Raw genomic sequence first — 16,761 nt, 5'->3', positions numbered from 1 at the left:
CCTCCTGAATCTGTCAGGTGGCCGCCTGCTCGGCAGCCTCCTTACCACTCAACCACGCCCCGTGCACGGTGGAGTGCAGGGTGGGGTGGCACGCCTCACCGGCCAGCCACAGCCGACCGTCCACCGCCGCGCCGAGCGCGACGCGATCCTGCTCACCTGAGCCGACCGCGGTGAAGGAGTAGGAGCCGCGACTGAATTCGTCGGACCACCAGCTCGACGCCTGCGCCGCGGTCGGCGGGCTCAGGCGCTCGCCGTAGACCCGGCGCAGCATCGCGACGGCCTGATCGGTCTGCTGGCCCACCGTCATCGCCTCGATGGTGGCGGCGGCGCCGCCGCCGTTGAGCGCCATCAGCGCCGGCTCTCCGGTGAAGCGCTGCAGGTTGTACCAGTTGGTGAACGGCGCACCCGCATCAGCGATCTGGATCTGATCCACGTCATCGGCGAACGCATCGGGGAAACGCAGGACCAGCTTCTCGTAGCGGCCGAAGCCCAGCCGTTCGATCGCCCGCTGGTGGTCGGTCGGCAGCGCGGGGGTGAACCGGATCGCGCCGGCCTTGAGGACGCCGAGAGGAACGGTGACGATCACCGCGCGCGCGGTCCAGGTGTCGGCACCCGCGCGGATCACCACCCGGCCGGGCTCGCTCAGCGACACCTCGCTGACGGCGGTGTCGAACCGGATCGGCACGCCCTCGGCGAGTTTCGCGGTGAGCTGTCCGTAGCCGCCCGGGAAGACCAGTTGCGGCCCGGGGTAGGAGTCGTCCTCGGTCAACGCGGCCAGCGAGAGCTGCTGCGGGGTGGCGCCGTAGTCGCCGGCGATCTCGGTCAGTTCGGCGGTGACCGCCGGACCCGCATCGGCCGCCTCCGGCAGCGCATCGATGCCCGCGCTCATCGAGATATCCCCGGCGCCGGGCTCCTCGGCGGCGTCCTCCAGTGGACCCAGTACCGCGTTGATAGCGGTGTCGAGTTGTTGCTGTGCGGTGCCGCTGATCGGGGCACCCTGCGCCGAGTAGCGCGCCTCCGAACCGGATCCCTCGAGCGACCCGACGTCGAAAACCGCTGTGGCAAGACCGTATTCGCGGGACAGGTCGTAGATCGGGTTGCCGTCGCGGCCGTGGATCCACGACGCCCCCAGGTCGATCGGAAGATCCGGCCATTCCGTCGACGTCCAGATCCGCCCCCCGGCCCGCCCGCGCGCCTCCAGCACCACGACGCGCAGTCCGGCGCGGCTCAGCGTGCGGGCCGCCGCCAGCCCGGCGATGCCGGCGCCCACCACGATCACGTCGAGGTCCCCGCCCCCGGGGTCGGGGGGGCCGCTGTTCTGCTCGCGCGCGCAGCCGCCGAGCACCGAGACCGCCCCCACCGCCGCCGCGCCCGTCAGCAGACGGCGGCGGGTCAGCGTCGGTTGCATCTGCGGGCCCCAAGCGTTCGTCGTGTGGGCGCCACCCTAGACCCCCAGCGCCTGCGTCGGGGTGACTTGCACGGCCGCCGCGAGCTGTTAGCTTTCCGGCCCACATGCCCGAGCCGTCCCACACCGACGTCGAACTGCTGCTCGACTGCGCCGCCGAACTCGATGCGCTTGCCGGTGACATCACCGCCGCGCACACCGGCGCGCACACCGCCGCCGAGTCCGCGCTGGGCGGCTGGACCGGCCGGTCACGCGCGGTGATGACCGAGACGGCCGCCCGGTGGGCGGCGGCGGCCGCGGACCTCTCGGCCCGGCTGGAGGAATACGCCGACGCGCTGCGGACCGGTGCGCACCGCTTGACCGCCGCCGACGCCACCGGCGCGCAGGCCCTCGCGCACGTCCGCCGGTGACGCTGAGCCTCGCCGACATCGACCGCTGGGACCCGGGTGCGCTGGACGCCGTCGCCGAGGTCGCCGAGGACCGCGCGCGCGTCGGCGCTCGGGTCTCGGCGGCCCTGGGCGGATTGTCGGTACTGGCCGGCTGGACCGGCCCGGCGGCGCAGGCCGCCCGCGCGGCCCTCGAGCAGACCCGCACGCAGCTCGACGCCCACACCGCGCAGGCCCGGGCCATCGCCGCCGCCGCTGAACGCGCCGCCGGGGACCTGCGTGCGATCAAGGCGCGGCTGCGCGAGGCCGAGCACGACGCCGAGACCGCCGGGATCGGCATCGACCCCGACACCGGGCAGCTGTCCGCCGCGGCGGGGTTCCCCGACCCCGATCTGCACTCCGATCTGGCGGGACGGTTGCGCGCGATCCTCGCCGACGCGCAGGCGCTGGACGCCGCGCTGGCCGACGCCCTCGCCGCCACCGGGCAGCCGGGCGAGCGTGACGGCGTCCCGCTGGCCGCGCGCAGCGCCGCCAACATCGCGGTGATGACCGCGGATCTGGACCGGGTGCGTCGGGCAGCGGCCGATCACCGGGTGGCCGAGGCCGACGTCGCCGCCGATCCGCTCCTATTCGGCCTGACCCCCGGCGACGTCGAGCGCTACCGCAACGCCGGGCAGGTCCAGTCCGGGCTGGCCTACAACCGCGCCCAGACCGGGGCCGAGACGCTGCTGATCATCTACGACCCGACGGCCTTCGGCGGGCAGGGCCGCGCGGCGATCGCGATCGGCAACCCGGACACCGCCGCGCGCACCGCGGTGGTGGTGCCCGGCACCGCGAACAGCGTCGCGGGCGGCTGGCTGCGCAGCGCCCAGGCCGCCAACGTCTACAACGAGACCCGCAAGGCCGACCCGGCCCGGCCGGGATCGGTGATCGCCTGGATGGGCTACGACGCCCCGGACGGCCCGCTCGACGCCCGGGTCGCCCGCACCGGGCTGGCCCGCGAGGGCGGCGCGCTGCTGGCCGCCGACGTCAACGCCCTGGCGGCGACCCGCGTCGGAGAGGGCCGGGTGACGGTGATCGGGCACTCCTACGGGTCGACCACGGTGGCCGACGCCGCCGCCGGTCATGCGATGCGCGCCGACGACGTCGTCCTGCTGGGGTCACCGGGAACCGACCTGGCCCGTACCGCGGCGGACTTCGGGCTGCCCGAGGGCGGCCACGTCTACGTCGGATCGGCCGCCACCGACCCGGTCACCGCCGTGGCCGGTGTGCGCGGACTCCTGCCCGGCACCGGCCTGCCCGCCGACGGGCTGGGCCTGGGGGCCGACCCCGCGGCCGACGGGTTCGGCTCGACCCGCTTCAAAGCCGAGGTGCCCGGCTGCACCTGGCGACTGTGGACCGACCACAGCCGCTACTTCGACACCGGTTCGGAGTCGCTGTTCAGCATGGCCGAGATCGCGGCCGGGCGCGGCGCCGACTTGCAGCGCCACGGCCTCACCGCACCGCACCGCGCCAGTCTGCTCGGCTCGCTGGCGGCCCGGCTGGGACTGCCGACCTGGAGCGACCCGCTGTCCGACCCGGAACTGTGGCGCCCGGCCGGCAGCCATCACCACCAGACCGGGCGGCCACGCTGAGCCGGATTTCTTCACCCCCCGGTTGTCCGAACGTCACGCGGCGAGCGCCCCCCGGTGCGATACTCGCCACCATCACGGCCGATCGCCGGACATTCTCGGGGAAGCGCGGACACCATGAGCGACGTCATCCATCCGACCCACACCGCACCGGCCTCCGGTGCCGCCGCGCGCGACGGGGCCGTGCGCACCGGGATGACGTCGGCGTCACTGCGCCAGGCGATCGAGGACCATCTGCGCTACACCCTCGGCCGGCCGGCCGCGCTGCTGGAGCCCCGCCACTACTACCACGCGCTGGCCCTGGCGGTCCGCGACCGCATGCAGCAGCGCTGGATCGAGACCACCCAGACCTATCTCGATCTGTCCCGCAAGGTGGCCTGCTACCTGTCGGCGGAGTTCCTGCTCGGCCCGCACCTGGGCAACAATCTGCTCAACCTGCACCTCGAGGAGCAGGCCCGCGTTGCTCTGGCCGACCTCGGCCAGGACCTCGACACCGTGCTGGCCTGCGAGGAGGAGCCTGGCCTGGGCAACGGCGGGCTCGGCCGGCTGGCGGCCTGCTACCTGGACTCGCTGGCCACCCTGGAGCGCCCGGCCATCGGCTACGGCATCCGCTACGAGTTCGGCATCTTCGACCAGGAGATCAGCGACGGCTGGCAGGTGGAGAAGACCGACAACTGGCTGGCCTCGGTCAACCCGTGGGAGATCGTCAAGCCCGAGTTGAACTATCGGGTCGGCTGGGGCGGCCACACCGAGCACTACCGCGACGGAGTCGGCACCCAACGGGTGCGCTGGATTCCGGGCCGCGTGGTCAAGGGCGTCTACTACGGCACCGCGATCCAGGGCTACGGGGTCAACACCTGCAACACCCTGACCCTGTGGAGCGCCAGCGCGGTGAACTCCCTGGCACTGGACGCGTTCAACGCCGGCGACTACTACGCGGCGGTGCAGGACCAGGTCATCTCGGAGAACATCACCAAGGTCCTCTATCCCAACGACGAGCCCGCGGTCGGCAAGCAACTGCGGTTGGCGCAGCAGTACTTCTTCGTGTCCTGCTCGCTGCAGGACATCCTGCACCTGCTGGAGGACTTCGCCGGCATGTCCGCCCGCGAGCTTCCCAACCGGGTGGCCATCCAGCTCAACGACACCCACCCCTCGATCGCAGTCGCCGAACTCATGCGGCTGCTCATCGACGAGCGCGACTTCGACTGGGACGATGCCTGGCAGATCACCGTGGACACCCTGGCCTACACCAACCACACCCTGCTACCCGAAGCGCTGGAAACCTGGCCGCTGGCGATGTTCGAGCAGTTCCTGCCGCGGCACCTGGAGATCATCTACGAGATCAACCGCCGATTCCTCGACGAGGTGCGCGCACGCGTCCCCGGCGACGACGCGCGAGTGCGGCGGATGTCGCTGATCGGCGAGGACGGCGCGCGCAGCATCCGGATGGCCCACCTGGCGACGGTGGGCAGCCACGCCATCAACGGTGTGGCCGCGCTGCACTCGGAGTTGCTCAAGGACACCGTGCTCCGGGATTTCTACGAGATGTGGCCGCAGCGCTTCAGCAACAAGACCAACGGCGTGACGCCGCGCCGCTTCATGGGTCTGTCCAACCCCGGCCTGCGGTCACTGCTCGACGAGACGGTCGGCGAAGGCTGGATGACCGACCTGACCATGCTGCGCAAACTGGAGCCGCTGGCCGACGACCGGGTGTTCGGGCAGCGCTGGCGGGCGGTCAAGCGGGAGAACAAGGCCCGGCTCGCGGACTACATCGCCGCACGGACCGGCGTCGCGCTGGACCCGGACTGGATGTTCGACATCCAGGTCAAGCGCATCCACGAATACAAACGCCAGCACCTCAACGTGCTGCACATCATCACCGCGTACAACCGCCTCAAGCAGAATCCCGGCCTGCAGGTGGCACCGCGCGCCTTCGTCTTCGGGGGCAAGGCCGCCCCGGGCTACTTCATCGCCAAACTGATCATCAAGCTGATCAACTCCGTCGCCGAGACGGTCAACTCCGATCCCGACGTCAACGACCGCATGCGGGTCGCGTTCATCCCGAACTTCAACGTGCAGAACGGACAGCTGATCTACCCGGCGGCCGACCTCTCCGAGCAGATCTCCACCGCCGGCAAGGAGGCCTCGGGCACCGGGAACATGAAGTTCATGATGAACGGCGCGCTGACCATCGGCACCCTCGACGGCGCCAACGTGGAGATGCGCGAGGAAGCCGGACCGGAGAACTTCTTCCTGTTCGGACTGACCGTCGACGAGGTGAACCACCTGAAATCGCAGGGCTACCACCCGCGCGACTACGTCAACCGCAATCCCGAACTGGCGGCCACGATCGCCGCGATCGCCGAGGGCCGGTTCTCCCACGGCGACACCGAGGTCTTCGCGCCGCTGGTGTCCAACCTCGTCGACCACGACCCGTTCCTGGTGCTCGCCGACTACGGCGACTACATCCGCTGCCAGGACGAGGTGGGCCAGACCTGGCAGCAGCCCGAGGTGTGGACGCGCAAGTCGATCCTCAACAGCGCTCGCAGCGGGAAGTTCTCCTCCGACCGGGCGATCGCCGAATACTGCGAGGAGATCTGGAACGTTCCCCGGGTGACCGTCAACGGACAGGCGGAATCATGACCGCGACGACCACCACACCCTGGCGGACATCGTCCGCCGGAGGGCTCAGCGACGACCTCGTCGAGCGCATTGACGGCTGGTGGCGCGCCGCGAACTACCTCTCGGTCGGCCAGATCTACCTGCTGAACAACCCGCTGCTACGCACCCCGCTGTCCCGCGACGACGTCAAGCCTCGACTGCTCGGGCACTGGGGCACCACGCCGGGACTGAACTTCCTCTACGCGCATCTCAACCGGGTGATCGGCGCGCGCGGCCAATCGACGATCTACCTCACCGGGCCAGGCCACGGCGGCCCCGGCCTGGTGGCCAACGCCTACCTCGACGGCACCTACACCGAGACCTACCCCGACATCACCACCGACGCCGAGGGGATGCGCCGGCTGTTCCGCCAATTCTCCTTCCCCGGCGGCATCCCGTCCCACGTCGCACCGGAGACGCCCGGGTCGATTCATGAGGGCGGCGAGCTGGGCTACGCGCTGTCACACGCCTACGGGGCCGCCTTCGACAACCCCGACCTGCTGGTCGCCGCGGTCGTCGGCGACGGCGAGGCAGAGACCGGAGCGCTGGCGACCAGCTGGCACTCCAACAAGTTCCTGCACCCCGCCCAGGACGGTGTGGTGCTGCCGATCCTGCATCTCAACGGCTACAAGATTGCCAATCCGACTGTGCTGGATCGTATTCCGACCGACGAGCTTCGCGCGCTGATGATCGGCTACGGCCACAATCCGTACTTCTGCGAGGCAACCGAGGACGGCGACCACTTCGACGCGCACCGCCGTTTCGCCGGGCTGCTCGATGAGGTGTTCGACGAGATCGCGACGATCAAGGCCCGCGCCAACCAGGGCGACGAGTCCCGGCCGCGCTGGCCGATGATCGTGTTCCGCACCCCGAAGGGCTGGACCGGACCGGCCTACATCGACGGCAAGAAGACCACCGGCTCGTGGCGGGCGCATCAGGTACCGCTGGCCAGTGCCCGCGACACCCCGGAGCACCTGCAGGTGCTGGCCGACTGGCTGGCGTCCTACCGCGCCGATGAACTCTTCGACGCCGACGGGCGGCTCTACCCCGACATCGCCGCGCTGGCCCCACCGGGGACGCTGCGGATGAGCGACAACCCGCACGCCAACGGCGGGCTGCTGCTCAAGGACCTCCGCCTGCCGGACTTCCGGGGCTACGCCGTGGACGTCCCGGCCCCCGGGGCCACCGTCGCCGAGGCCACTAAGGTGCTGGGCCAGTGGCTGACCGATGTGGTGCGGCTCAACCCCGACAACTTCCGCATCTTCGGACCCGACGAGACGGCGTCCAACCGGTTGCAGCCGGTGTTCGAGGTGACCGACAAACAGTGGAACGCGGAATTCTTCTCCCCCGAGGTCGACGACCACCTCGCCCGCGTCGGCCGGGTGGTCGAGATGCTCTCCGAACACCAGTGCCAGGGCTGGCTGGAGGGGTATCTGCTGACCGGCCGGCACGGGCTGTTCAACTGCTACGAGGCGTTCATCCACATCGTCGACTCGATGTTCAACCAGCATGCCAAGTGGCTCAAGGTCACCAACGACATTCCCTGGCGACGGCCCATCGCCAGCCTGAACTACCTGTTGTCCAGCCACGTCTGGCGCCAGGATCACAACGGCTTCAGCCACCAGGATCCCGGCTTCATCGATCACGTCGTCAACAAGAGCGACGAGGTGGTGCGGGTGTATCTGCCGCCGGACGCCAACACCCTGCTGTCCACCTACGACCACTGCCTGCGCTCCCGGCAGTACGTCAACGTGGTGGTCTCCGGCAAGCAGCCGCATCCGAACTTCCTGACCATGGACGAGGCGATCGCGCACTGCACTCGCGGACTGGGCATCTGGGAGTGGGCCGGCACCGAGGTGACCGGACACTCGCCCGACGTCGTGATCGCCGCCGCCGGCGACGTTCCGACCCTGGAGGCACTGGCGGCGGCCGACCTGTTGCGCCGGCACCTGCCCGAGTTGAAGGTGCGCTTCGTCAACGTGGTGGACCTGATGCGGCTGCAAGACGCCGACGAGCATCCACACGGGCTGACCAGTCGCGAATTCGACATGATCTTCACCCCCGACAAGCCGGTCATCTTCGCCTACCACGGCTACCCGTGGCTGATCCACCGGCTGACCTACCGGCGCACCGGGCACAACAACATCCACGTGCGCGGATACAAGGAGGAGGGCACCACGACCACACCCTTCGACATGGTGATGCTCAACGACCTCGACCGCTACCACCTGGTGATGGATGTCATCGACCGGGTGGAGTTCCTGCAGTCCACCTGTGCGCCGCTGCGGCAGCGGATGGTGGACAAGCGCATCCGCGCCCGCGAGTACACCCGCGAGTTCGGCGACGACATCCCCGAGGTGCGCGACTGGGTGTGGCCGGATGCGCGCGGGGTGCGGGTCGCCTCGTCGATCGACGCGACGGCGGCGACCGGCGGGGACAACGAGTGATCAGGCCCGGCACGCCGGGCCGCCCGCTCGAGTGGTGAGCGGGCCCGACCGCCCTTAGGATTCCGGCATGGCACGGCGAAAGCCCGATCTGCGGCTGGTGGGCGACGGACAGCCGACGCTGCAGTTCCGGACCATCCACGGCTACCGGCGGGCGTTCCGCATCGCCGGGTCGGGCCCGGCCCTGCTGCTCATCCACGGTATCGGCGACAACTCCACCACCTGGGGTCCGGTGCACGCGCAACTGGCCAGCCGCTTCACCGTGATCGCACCCGACCTGCTCGGCCACGGCCAGTCCGACAAACCCCGGGCGGACTACTCGGTGGCCGCCTACGCCAACGGTATGCGTGATCTGCTCGGCGTGCTCGACGTCGAGCGGGTCACCGTCGTCGGCCACTCGCTGGGCGGCGGGGTGGCGATGCAGTTCGCCTATCAGTTCCCGCATCTGGTGGAGCGACTCATCCTGGTGGGCGCGGGCGGGGTCACCAGGGACGTCAACATCGCCCTGCGGTTCGCCGCGCTGCCGATGGGCGGGGAGGCGCTGGCCCTGCTGCGGCTGCCGCTGGTGCTGCCCGCCCTGCGGGTGGCCGGCCGGGCGCTGGGGTTCGCGCTCGCGCCGACCGGCGTCGGCCGCGACATCCCCAATCTGCTGCGGATCCTGGCCGATCTTCCCGAGCCGACGGCCTCGTCGGCCTTCACCCGCACCCTGCGCGCGGTGGTGGACTGGCGCGGTCAGGTGGTCACCATGCTGGACCGGTGCTATCTGACCGAATCCGTTCCGGTGCAGCTGATTTGGGGCGACCAGGATCTCGTCATCCCGGTCAGCCACGCCCATCTGGCGCACGCGGCGATGCCCGGTTCGCGGCTGGAGATCTTCGCCGGGTCGGGGCACTTCCCGTTCCACGACGATCCCGACCGCTTCATCGCGCTTGTCGAGTCGTTCATCGACACCACCGCACCGGCCGACCACGACCAGACGGCGCTGCGGGAGTTGCTGCGCCGGGGCCGCACCGCGACGTCGGTGTCGGGGTCACCGGAAGCAAGGTATGCGGTCCTGGACGCACTCGGGGCCGACGAGCGCAGCGCCACCTGATCGTTCATCCGCCGGCATCCTGCGGGTAACCGCAGAATTCTCCCCCGTTCACCCGGCTGCGGGCATACCGTGGCGGGATGCTCGAAGTGTCCGAGGTCGGCAACAAGGTCGGCAAAGAGGAATACCGGGCCGCCATTCCCGATCTGCGGGTCAACCTGGTCAACGCGCAGTACGACCTGCGCAAGGCCGACTTCCCGCTGATCATCTGGATCGCCGGCGACGACCGGTTGGCGGCCAACGAACTGGTCAACCGGCTCAACGAGTGGATGGATTCGCGCTACGCCGACACCCGGGTGTTCGCCGATCCCACCGAAGAGGAGATGCAGCGCCCGCAACTGTGGCGACTGTGGCGCTCGCTGCCGCCCAAGGGGCGCACCGCGTTCTTCGTCGGCGGCCTGATGCGCGCGGCCGGGCAGCGCGCCGCCGGGGAGATCGACGAGCCGGAGTTCTCGATCTGGCTGCGCCACATCGCCCAGATGCAACACGCGCTGGTCGCCGACGGGGCGCTGATCCTCAAGTTCTTTCTGCACACCCCGGCGAAGGTGCAGAAGAAGAAGCTCAAGAAAGCCGAGAAGCACCCCGAGTACGGCTGGCACGTCGATCAGCGTGACTGGGCCGCGCTGGACTCGCTGGGTCCGGTGCTGCCGATCGCCGAGCGCATCCTGCGCGAGACCAGCGGCCCCGGCGCGCCGTGGACGATCGTGGAGTCCACCGACGCGCGCTACCGCGATCTGATGGTCGCCCGGACCATCCTGGCGGCGCTGACCGCGCGGCTTGGCGAGACCTCCCGCTACACCGGGCCGTCACTGGCCGAGTCGGTGTTCGGCGACATCGACGCCTCCGCCGACGTGCTTTCGGGCATCGAGCTCTCCCAGTCGATGGACCGCGACGACTACCGCGCCAGGCTGGCCAAGCAGCAGGGCCGGCTGCGGCGGCTGTCCATCGAGGCCCGCAAGCGCGGGGTGAGCACCGTGCTGGCCTTCGAGGGCTGGGACGCCGCCGGCAAGGGCGGGGTCATCCGCCGGATCACCGGGGCGATGGAGGCCGGCGACTTCCGGGTGATCCCGGTCGCCGCGCCCACCGAGGACGAACGCAAACACCACTATCTGTGGCGGTTCTGGCGCGACCTGCCGGCGGCGGGCAACGTGCTGATCTTCGACCGGACCTGGTACGGCCGGGTGCTGGTGGAACGGATCGAGGGTTTCGCGGGGCCGGCCGAATGGCAGCGCGCCTACGACGAGATCAACGACTTCGAAAATCAGCTCGTCGAACGCGGCTACTTCGTGGCCAAGTTCTGGCTGCACATCTCACCCGAGGAGCAGTTGGCCCGGTTCAAGGCCCGCGAGGACACCCCCTACAAGGCGCACAAGATCACCGACGAGGACTACCGCAACCGGGAAAGGTGGGACGAGTACGTCAGGGCGGTGGACCAGATGATCCTGCGCACCACCTCCGACCGGGCACGCTGGAACGTCATCCCGGCCAACAGCAAGCAGTACGCACGGATCGCCACGCTCAAGGCGGTCAACAGGGGGCTGGCCCGCGCACTGCGCGACGGGTAGTAACAATGACGCCATGACTGCGGCCGCGACGCTGTTCACCGGCGGTGCCGTCTGGACCGGCGAGCGCGACAGCGACGCACTTCTGGTGGTCGATGGTGCGGTGCGCGCACTCGGCGAGCAGGCCCGCCACGACGCGCCGGCCGGGGTGAGGGTCGTCGACCTCGACGGCGGTTTCCTGATGCCGTCCTTCGGCGACGGGCACGCGCATCCGCTCTACGGCGGGCTGGAGTCGGCCGGCCCCGCGATCCGGGCGTGCCGGTCGGTCGAGGAGATCCTCGCCGCGGTCAAGAGCTACGCCGAAGCCCGTCCGGATCGGGAGTGGATCGTGGGCGCCTCCTACGACGGCAGCCTCGCACCGGAGGGCCTGTTCGACGCGCGCTGGCTGGACTCGGTGGTGGCCGACCGCCCGGTGGTGTTGCGGGCGTGGGACTACCACACCGTCTGGTGCAACACCGCGGCGATCCAGCGGGCCGGCATCACCGCCGAGACCCCGGATCCGGTGCTGGGCGAAATCCCCCACCGCGCCGACGGATCGGTGCTCGGGACGCTGCGCGAGTGGGGCGCGGTCGATCTGGTGATGAACGTCATGCCCGGCCACGACGAGCAGACCCGGATCGCCGCGCTGGACACCGCCGCGGACTATCTGCTGGCCCGCGGAGTGACCTGGGTTCAGGATGCCTGGGTCGAACCCGGCGACGTCGAGACCTACCTGGCGGCCGCCGCGAGCGACATGCTGCGGCTGCGGTTCAACCTCGCGCTCTACGCCGACCCCCGGCACTTCGACACCCAGATCCGCGGCTTCGCCGAATCCCGGCGGCGAATCGAGCAGGCGAACTCCGCGCTGCTGACCGCCAACACGGTGAAGTTCTTCGCCGACGGAGTGGTGGAGAACGAGACCGGCGCCCTGCTGCAGCCGTACTGCTCGGGGCTGCACAGCCACGGCCAGCGCAACTGGGAGGGGAACTCCCTGGCCGAGGCGGCCGCACAGGTCGACGAGCTGGGACTGCAGCTGCACATCCACGCCATCGGAGACGCCGCGGTGCGCCAGGCCCTCGACGCAATCGAATTCGTGCAGCGCCGCAACGGTTTTCGCGATCGCCGCCCGGTCATCGCGCACGCCCAGCTGGTCGATGACGCCGACATCGGCCGCTTCGCCGCGCTGGGGGCGATCCCAAACATGCAGCCGCTGTGGGCGCAGATGGACGCGCTGATGACCGAGCTGACCGTTCCGCGCCTGGGCGCCGATCGGGCCGAGCGCCAGTACCGGATGGCGAGCCTGCTCGACACCGGGGCACAGCTCGCGCTGGGTTCGGACTGGCCGGTGTCCTCGGGCGCGCCGCTGGAGGGCATCGCGGTGGCGGTGTCGCGCCAGACCGTCGAGGGCGCACCCGCCGGCGGCTGGACACCCCAGGAGATCCTGCCGATCGAGCGGGCCCTGTCGGCCTACACCGCCGGGGTCGCCTACCAGGCCTTCGCCGAGCAGCGGTGGGGCACGGCCACCCCCGGCGCCAGCGCGGACCTGGTCTGGCTGGACCGCGACCCGCGCGACGCGGCGGCGGCGGAGATCCGCGACATCGCCGTGCTCGCCACCTACCTTCGCGGTATGCCGGCCCATCCACCAGACAAAGGGGCGCCATGACCACACCCACCAACGCCGCCGCGACAAACCCGGTCCTGTCCGCAGGCCACGGGCAACTGCGCCGGGCGCTAGGCCTGACCCCGCTGGTGCTGTTCGGCCTGGTCTACATCGTGCCGCTGACGGTCTACACCACCTACGGCATCGTCACCGAGACCACCGGCGGCCGCCTGCCGGTCGCCTACGTGGTGACCCTGTTCGCGATGGGTTTCACCGCGGTGTCCTACGCCCGGATGGCGGCGGCGTTCCCGGTCGCGGGTTCGGCCTACACCTACACCCAGAAGGCCTTCGGGGCGCGGCTGGGATTCCTGACCGGCTGGTCGCTGCTGCTGGACTACCTGTTCCTGCCGATGCTCAACTACCTCGTCATCGGGATCTACCTGGAGGCGGCGTTCCCCGCGATGAAGGCGTGGATGTTCATCGTGGGTTCCATCGCCGTCGTCACCGTGCTCAACATCGTCGGCATCGTCTCGGTGGCCCGGGCCAACTCGGTGATCATCGCGGTCCAGACGATCTTCATCCTGACCTTCTTCGCGATGGCCGCACGAACGCTGTCCGGCCGCGGCGGGGTGGACCTCACCGCGCCGCTGCACGGCGACGGTACCGCGACGGGGATGGGGCCCATCCTGGCCGGCGCGGCGGTGCTGTGCCTGTCGTTCCTGGGCTTCGACGCCGTCTCCACGCTGTCCGAGGAGGCCAAGCGTCCCGATCGCGACGTCCCGCGCGCGATCATCATGGTCACCCTGGGGGCGGGGCTGATCTTCATCCTGCTGTCCTACCTGTCCCAGTTGGTCTTTCCGTCCAACGCCTTCGCCAACGTCGACTCCGGCTCGCTGGAGGTGATGCGCACCGCGGGCGGGCGGTTCCTCACCGACTTCTTCACCGCCGCGTTCGTCGCCGGCGCGCTGGGGTCGGCACTGACCTCGCAGGCCTCGGTGGCGCGCATCCTCTACGCGATGGGCCGCGACGGGATCCTGCCGCGGCGGGTGTTCGGGTACGTCTCGGCGCGCTTCGCCACCCCGGTGTACGCCATCGTTCTGGTCAGCGCGGTGTCGCTGCTGGCCATCGTCATCGACCTGGCCACCCTGGCCTCGATCGTCAGTTTCGGCGCGCTGGTGGCGTTCACGGCGGTCAACGCCTCGGTGGTCAAGCACTACTTCATCGATCTGCGGCAGCGCTCGGTGCTGTCGAACCTGGTCCTGCCGCTGATCGGTTTCGTGCTCACGGTGTGGCTGTGGACCAGCCTGTCCGGGCGGACCCTGGTGGTCGGGCTGAGCTGGCTGGCCATCGGCCTGCTGTGGCTGCTGAGCGTCACCCGGGGCTTCCGCCGGCCGACGCCGGTGATGGCGGTCGAGACCGACTGAGGGCGCAACGTGTGGTGCGCTTACTCTCAGTGGAGCTAAGGGGAATCGAACCCCTGACCTACTCGATGCGAACGAGTCGCGCTACCAACTGCGCCATAGCCCCGTGGTCGCTAGCAGGCTACCAGCAGGCCCGGCACCGCTCCTATTGCCCGGCCGCCCGCGGCAGGTCGTAGTGCCGGCTGTAGGGCATCTCGTCGAGGTGCTCGAAGATCGGGTCCTCGTCGTCGATCTCGAGCACGGCCGCACCGGGGCGATGGAACCGGCCGGTGTCCTCGAAACCCCGCCAGTCCGCGGCGTACTCGGCGGCCGCGCGCAGGCGTTCCATGCGCTGCTGGCGACGCCGCCGGACCTGCGCCTCGATGCGGGTCTGGCGGCGCAGATACGCGAGGTAGAGCACGGTCACCGCGGCGACCGCTCCGCAGGTCCACCACAGCCGGTCGCTGACGGTGAACGCCAAGACGGCGGTGGCGACCATGACCACCGACATCGCGATGAGCATCCGCATCCGGAAGCGGTACTTGCGCGCGCTGACCGCCACCGCGGCGCTGGAGTCGAATCGGCGCTCCCGGCTGCCGCGCGGCACCAGCACCGGCTCGTCGTCGGCCGGTTCGTCCTCGGCCTCCAGGCCTGAGGTGTCCTCGACATACTCATAGACGTCCCCGGGCGCGTCCTGGTCGTCGGGCGACGGATCGGCCTGGCCCCGGCCGGAGTCGAACAGGCTCTCCTGAATCCCGTCCTCGACGCCCTCCCCGGCGGCTTCGACGACTTCTTCCTTGATGACTTCCTCGATGACGACTTCTTCGATGACGACTTCCTCGATCACGATCTCTTCGGTGACTTCCTCGGTGACTTCGTCGGTCACTTCCTCGATGACGTCGACGTCGAGGTAGTCGTGCTCGGCCGGGGCCGCCAGGGCGGCCACCGCACGGGTGCTGGGCTCGGCGAACTCCTCGAACTCGACATCGTCCTCAGAGCGCTGCCAATCCGGGTCGTGGCGGTGCCCGACGGCCGGCCCGCGCCGCCGGACCAGCCGGGAGGCGCCGTTGAGCACCCGGGTGGACAGGGCGACGTCACTGGTGCGGCGGACCCGGTCGCGCCGGTTGGTCAGCATCGGCACCAGGACGAACAACCACAGCACCACGAGCGAGATCCAGAGCAGTGACTGAGGAATGCTGGGCATTGGCCTCTTCCTTTCCCAACCAGGCTAGGGCGGCGGCGTCGGCGGTCACCGGCGGCGCGCCGACACCAATTACACATGTGTAATTCACGGAAAACAAGCACCAACAGTCACAAAAGTCACATTTGCAACACAGATCCTGGGGTTCAGTGCCAGCGGGCCAGGCCACGGTGCACCAGCCGGGCGGCCACCGAACCCTCGATCTCCTCGGCGGTGACGGCCAGCAGCAGGTGATCGCGCCAGCCTCCCTCGACGTCGAGGTAGCGCTTGAGCAGCCCCTCCTCCCGGAAGCCCACCTTGGCCAGCACCCGCCGGCTGGCGGCGTTCTCCGGGCGCACGGTGGCCTCGACCCGGTGCAGGGCCACCGGTCCGAAGCAGTGGTCCAGTCCCAGGGCCAGCGCCGCGGTAGCCACCCCGCTGCCGGTCACCTCCCGCGAGACCCAGTACCCGACCCACGCCGACCGCAACGCCCCGCGGGTCACGTTGCCGATCGTCAGCTGGCCGCGAAACCGGCCGTCGACTTCGATCACGTACGGCAGCATCCGGCCCCGGCGTGCTTCCGAGCGGAGGTCAGAGCACAGCGTTGGCCAGGATGAAACAGCATGGCGCACAGTCCATTCCAATTCACCGGTGGGTTCCCACGGCTCGAGATGCGCACGCTCGGCGAGGCGGATCCGGCTCCACTGGGCGGCATCGCGCATGCGCACCGGGCGCAACCGGATGACCCCGGCGGGCACCCGCAGCGGACCCGCCGCCCGGGGCCAGCCCGGGTGGGCGGAGCCGCTCCCCCACAGATTCACCCGCGTCAGCCGCGCTGGGCCAGGAACGCCACGTCGACGTAGTCCCCGGCCGGGATCGTCTCGACGTCGCCCGGCACGATGAGCAGGCAGTTGGCCTCGGCCAGCGAGGCCAGCAGGTGCGAGGAGCCGCCCGGCGTCTCGCCGATCGCCTCCACCAGGTACTCGCCGCTGTCCTCGTCGCGCAGCAGCTGCCCGCGCAGGAACCCGGTGCGGCCGGCCTGCGAGGTCACCGGGGCCAGCGTGCGGGCCCGCACGACCCGGCGCATCGGGTGGCGTTTGCCCAGCGAGAGCCGGATCAGGGGGCGCACCATCACCTCGAAGACCACCAGCGCGCTGACCGGATTGGCCGGCAGCAGGAACGTCGGGACGCCCTCGGGGCCCAGCTGGCCGAACCCCTGCACCGAGCCGGGGTGCATGGCGATGCGGGCGACCTCGACCTCGCCCAGTTCGGCCAGCACCGCGCGCAGGCTCTCGGCGGCCGCCCCGCCGACCGCACCCGCGATGAGCAGCACCTCGACGCGGTTGATCTGGCTTTCGACGACTTCGCGCAGCTCCTTGGGTTCGGTGCTGACGATGCCGATCCGGGTGGCCTCCGCGCCGGC

12 protein-coding genes and 1 tRNA gene are annotated in these 16,761 nt (G+C 70.2%); 8 read left to right on the top strand and 5 right to left on the bottom strand.

The annotated features are described in order from the left end of the window. Positions 1-13: 13 nt before the first annotated feature. The gene (locus tag ACKOB8_RS08230) at positions 14-1,408 is read right to left on the bottom strand and encodes a flavin monoamine oxidase family protein (protein WP_526376722.1); all 1,395 of its coding nucleotides are present in this window, start codon (positions 1,406-1,408) and stop codon (positions 14-16) included. A 104-nt stretch (positions 1,409-1,512) separates the two neighbouring features. Between ACKOB8_RS08230 and ACKOB8_RS08225 the strand changes: the two genes are divergently transcribed. The 8 genes from ACKOB8_RS08225 to ACKOB8_RS08190 all read left to right on the top strand — a co-directional run bounded on the left by ACKOB8_RS08225 (position 1,513) and on the right by ACKOB8_RS08190 (position 14,182). Further along, complete coding sequence (locus ACKOB8_RS08225) at positions 1,513-1,815, top strand: WXG100 family type VII secretion target (RefSeq protein WP_526376721.1); 303 nt, start codon at positions 1,513-1,515, stop codon at positions 1,813-1,815. Beyond that, positions 1,812-3,425: an alpha/beta hydrolase gene (locus ACKOB8_RS08220; RefSeq protein WP_526376720.1), complete on the top strand. Its 1,614-nt coding sequence runs from the start codon at positions 1,812-1,814 to the stop codon at positions 3,423-3,425. The genes ACKOB8_RS08225 and ACKOB8_RS08220 overlap by 4 nt, the downstream gene beginning before the upstream one ends. Positions 3,426-3,539: 114 nt before the next feature. After that, positions 3,540-6,065, top strand: coding sequence for a glycogen/starch/alpha-glucan phosphorylase (locus ACKOB8_RS08215; RefSeq protein WP_526376719.1), 2,526 nt, complete (start codon positions 3,540-3,542; stop codon positions 6,063-6,065). Beyond that, positions 6,062-8,530 carry a phosphoketolase family protein gene (locus ACKOB8_RS08210; RefSeq protein WP_526376718.1) on the top strand — a complete coding sequence of 823 codons (2,469 nt, stop codon included), beginning with the start codon at positions 6,062-6,064 and terminating at the stop codon, positions 8,528-8,530. Before ACKOB8_RS08215 ends, ACKOB8_RS08210 begins: the two co-directional genes overlap by 4 nt. A 67-nt stretch (positions 8,531-8,597) precedes the next feature. Next, the gene (locus ACKOB8_RS08205) at positions 8,598-9,620 is read left to right on the top strand and encodes an alpha/beta fold hydrolase (RefSeq protein WP_526376717.1); all 1,023 of its coding nucleotides are present in this window, start codon (positions 8,598-8,600) and stop codon (positions 9,618-9,620) included. A 77-nt stretch (positions 9,621-9,697) separates the two neighbouring features. Continuing rightward, positions 9,698-11,182, top strand: coding sequence for a polyphosphate:AMP phosphotransferase (gene pap, locus ACKOB8_RS08200; protein WP_526376716.1), 1,485 nt, complete (start codon positions 9,698-9,700; stop codon positions 11,180-11,182). A gap of 13 nt (positions 11,183-11,195) precedes the next feature. Next, positions 11,196-12,821: an amidohydrolase gene (locus ACKOB8_RS08195; RefSeq protein WP_526376715.1), complete on the top strand. Its 1,626-nt coding sequence runs from the start codon at positions 11,196-11,198 to the stop codon at positions 12,819-12,821. After that, a complete protein-coding gene (locus tag ACKOB8_RS08190) occupies positions 12,818-14,182 on the top strand; it encodes an amino acid permease (RefSeq protein ID WP_526376714.1) in 1,365 nt (454 codons plus the stop codon). Before ACKOB8_RS08195 ends, ACKOB8_RS08190 begins: the two co-directional genes overlap by 4 nt. 30 nt (positions 14,183-14,212) lie before the next feature. On the opposite strand, the gene ACKOB8_RS08185 is transcribed toward ACKOB8_RS08190, so the two are convergent. The 4 genes from ACKOB8_RS08185 to ACKOB8_RS08170 form a co-directional block, all read right to left on the bottom strand. Then, positions 14,213-14,285 (bottom strand) — tRNA-Ala (locus ACKOB8_RS08185). 39 nt (positions 14,286-14,324) lie between these two features. Next, positions 14,325-15,362, bottom strand: a complete 1,038-nt coding sequence (sepX, locus tag ACKOB8_RS08180) for a divisome protein SepX/GlpR (RefSeq protein ID WP_526376713.1) — start codon at positions 15,360-15,362, stop codon at positions 14,325-14,327. A gap of 143 nt (positions 15,363-15,505) precedes the next feature. Then, positions 15,506-16,159 carry a GNAT family N-acetyltransferase gene (locus tag ACKOB8_RS08175; protein ID WP_526376712.1) on the bottom strand — a complete coding sequence of 218 codons (654 nt, stop codon included), beginning with the start codon at positions 16,157-16,159 and terminating at the stop codon, positions 15,506-15,508. A 5-nt stretch (positions 16,160-16,164) separates the two neighbouring features. Beyond that, positions 16,165-16,761, bottom strand: a 597-nt coding sequence (locus ACKOB8_RS08170; RefSeq protein ID WP_526376711.1) for a molybdopterin-binding protein, incomplete at its 5' end; no start/stop codon positions are given.

The sequence above is a fragment of the Mycobacterium sp. genome (genome assembly GCF_046091765.1).
GTDB lineage: Bacteria > Actinomycetota > Actinomycetes > Mycobacteriales > Mycobacteriaceae > Mycobacterium.
This window is presented reverse-complemented; position numbering and strand designations above follow the sequence as displayed.

Bases quoted from the DNA above. Each gene is read 5' to 3' on its own strand.
- sepX (WP_526376713.1), bottom strand. From the start codon at position 15,362: ATGCCCAGCATTCCTCAGTCACTGCTCTGGATCTCGCTCGTGGTGCTG.
- pap (WP_526376716.1), top strand. From the start codon at position 9,698: ATGCTCGAAGTGTCCGAGGTCGGCAACAAGGTCGGCAAAGAGGAATAC.
- ACKOB8_RS08225 (WP_526376721.1), top strand. From the start codon at position 1,513: ATGCCCGAGCCGTCCCACACCGACGTCGAACTGCTGCTCGACTGCGCC.
- ACKOB8_RS08195 (WP_526376715.1), top strand. From the start codon at position 11,196: ATGACTGCGGCCGCGACGCTGTTCACCGGCGGTGCCGTCTGGACCGGC.
- ACKOB8_RS08210 (WP_526376718.1), top strand. From the start codon at position 6,062: ATGACCGCGACGACCACCACACCCTGGCGGACATCGTCCGCCGGAGGG.
- ACKOB8_RS08215 (WP_526376719.1), top strand. From the start codon at position 3,540: ATGAGCGACGTCATCCATCCGACCCACACCGCACCGGCCTCCGGTGCC.
- ACKOB8_RS08230 (WP_526376722.1), bottom strand. From the start codon at position 1,408: ATGCAACCGACGCTGACCCGCCGCCGTCTGCTGACGGGCGCGGCGGCG.
- ACKOB8_RS08205 (WP_526376717.1), top strand. From the start codon at position 8,598: ATGGCACGGCGAAAGCCCGATCTGCGGCTGGTGGGCGACGGACAGCCG.
- ACKOB8_RS08190 (WP_526376714.1), top strand. From the start codon at position 12,818: ATGACCACACCCACCAACGCCGCCGCGACAAACCCGGTCCTGTCCGCA.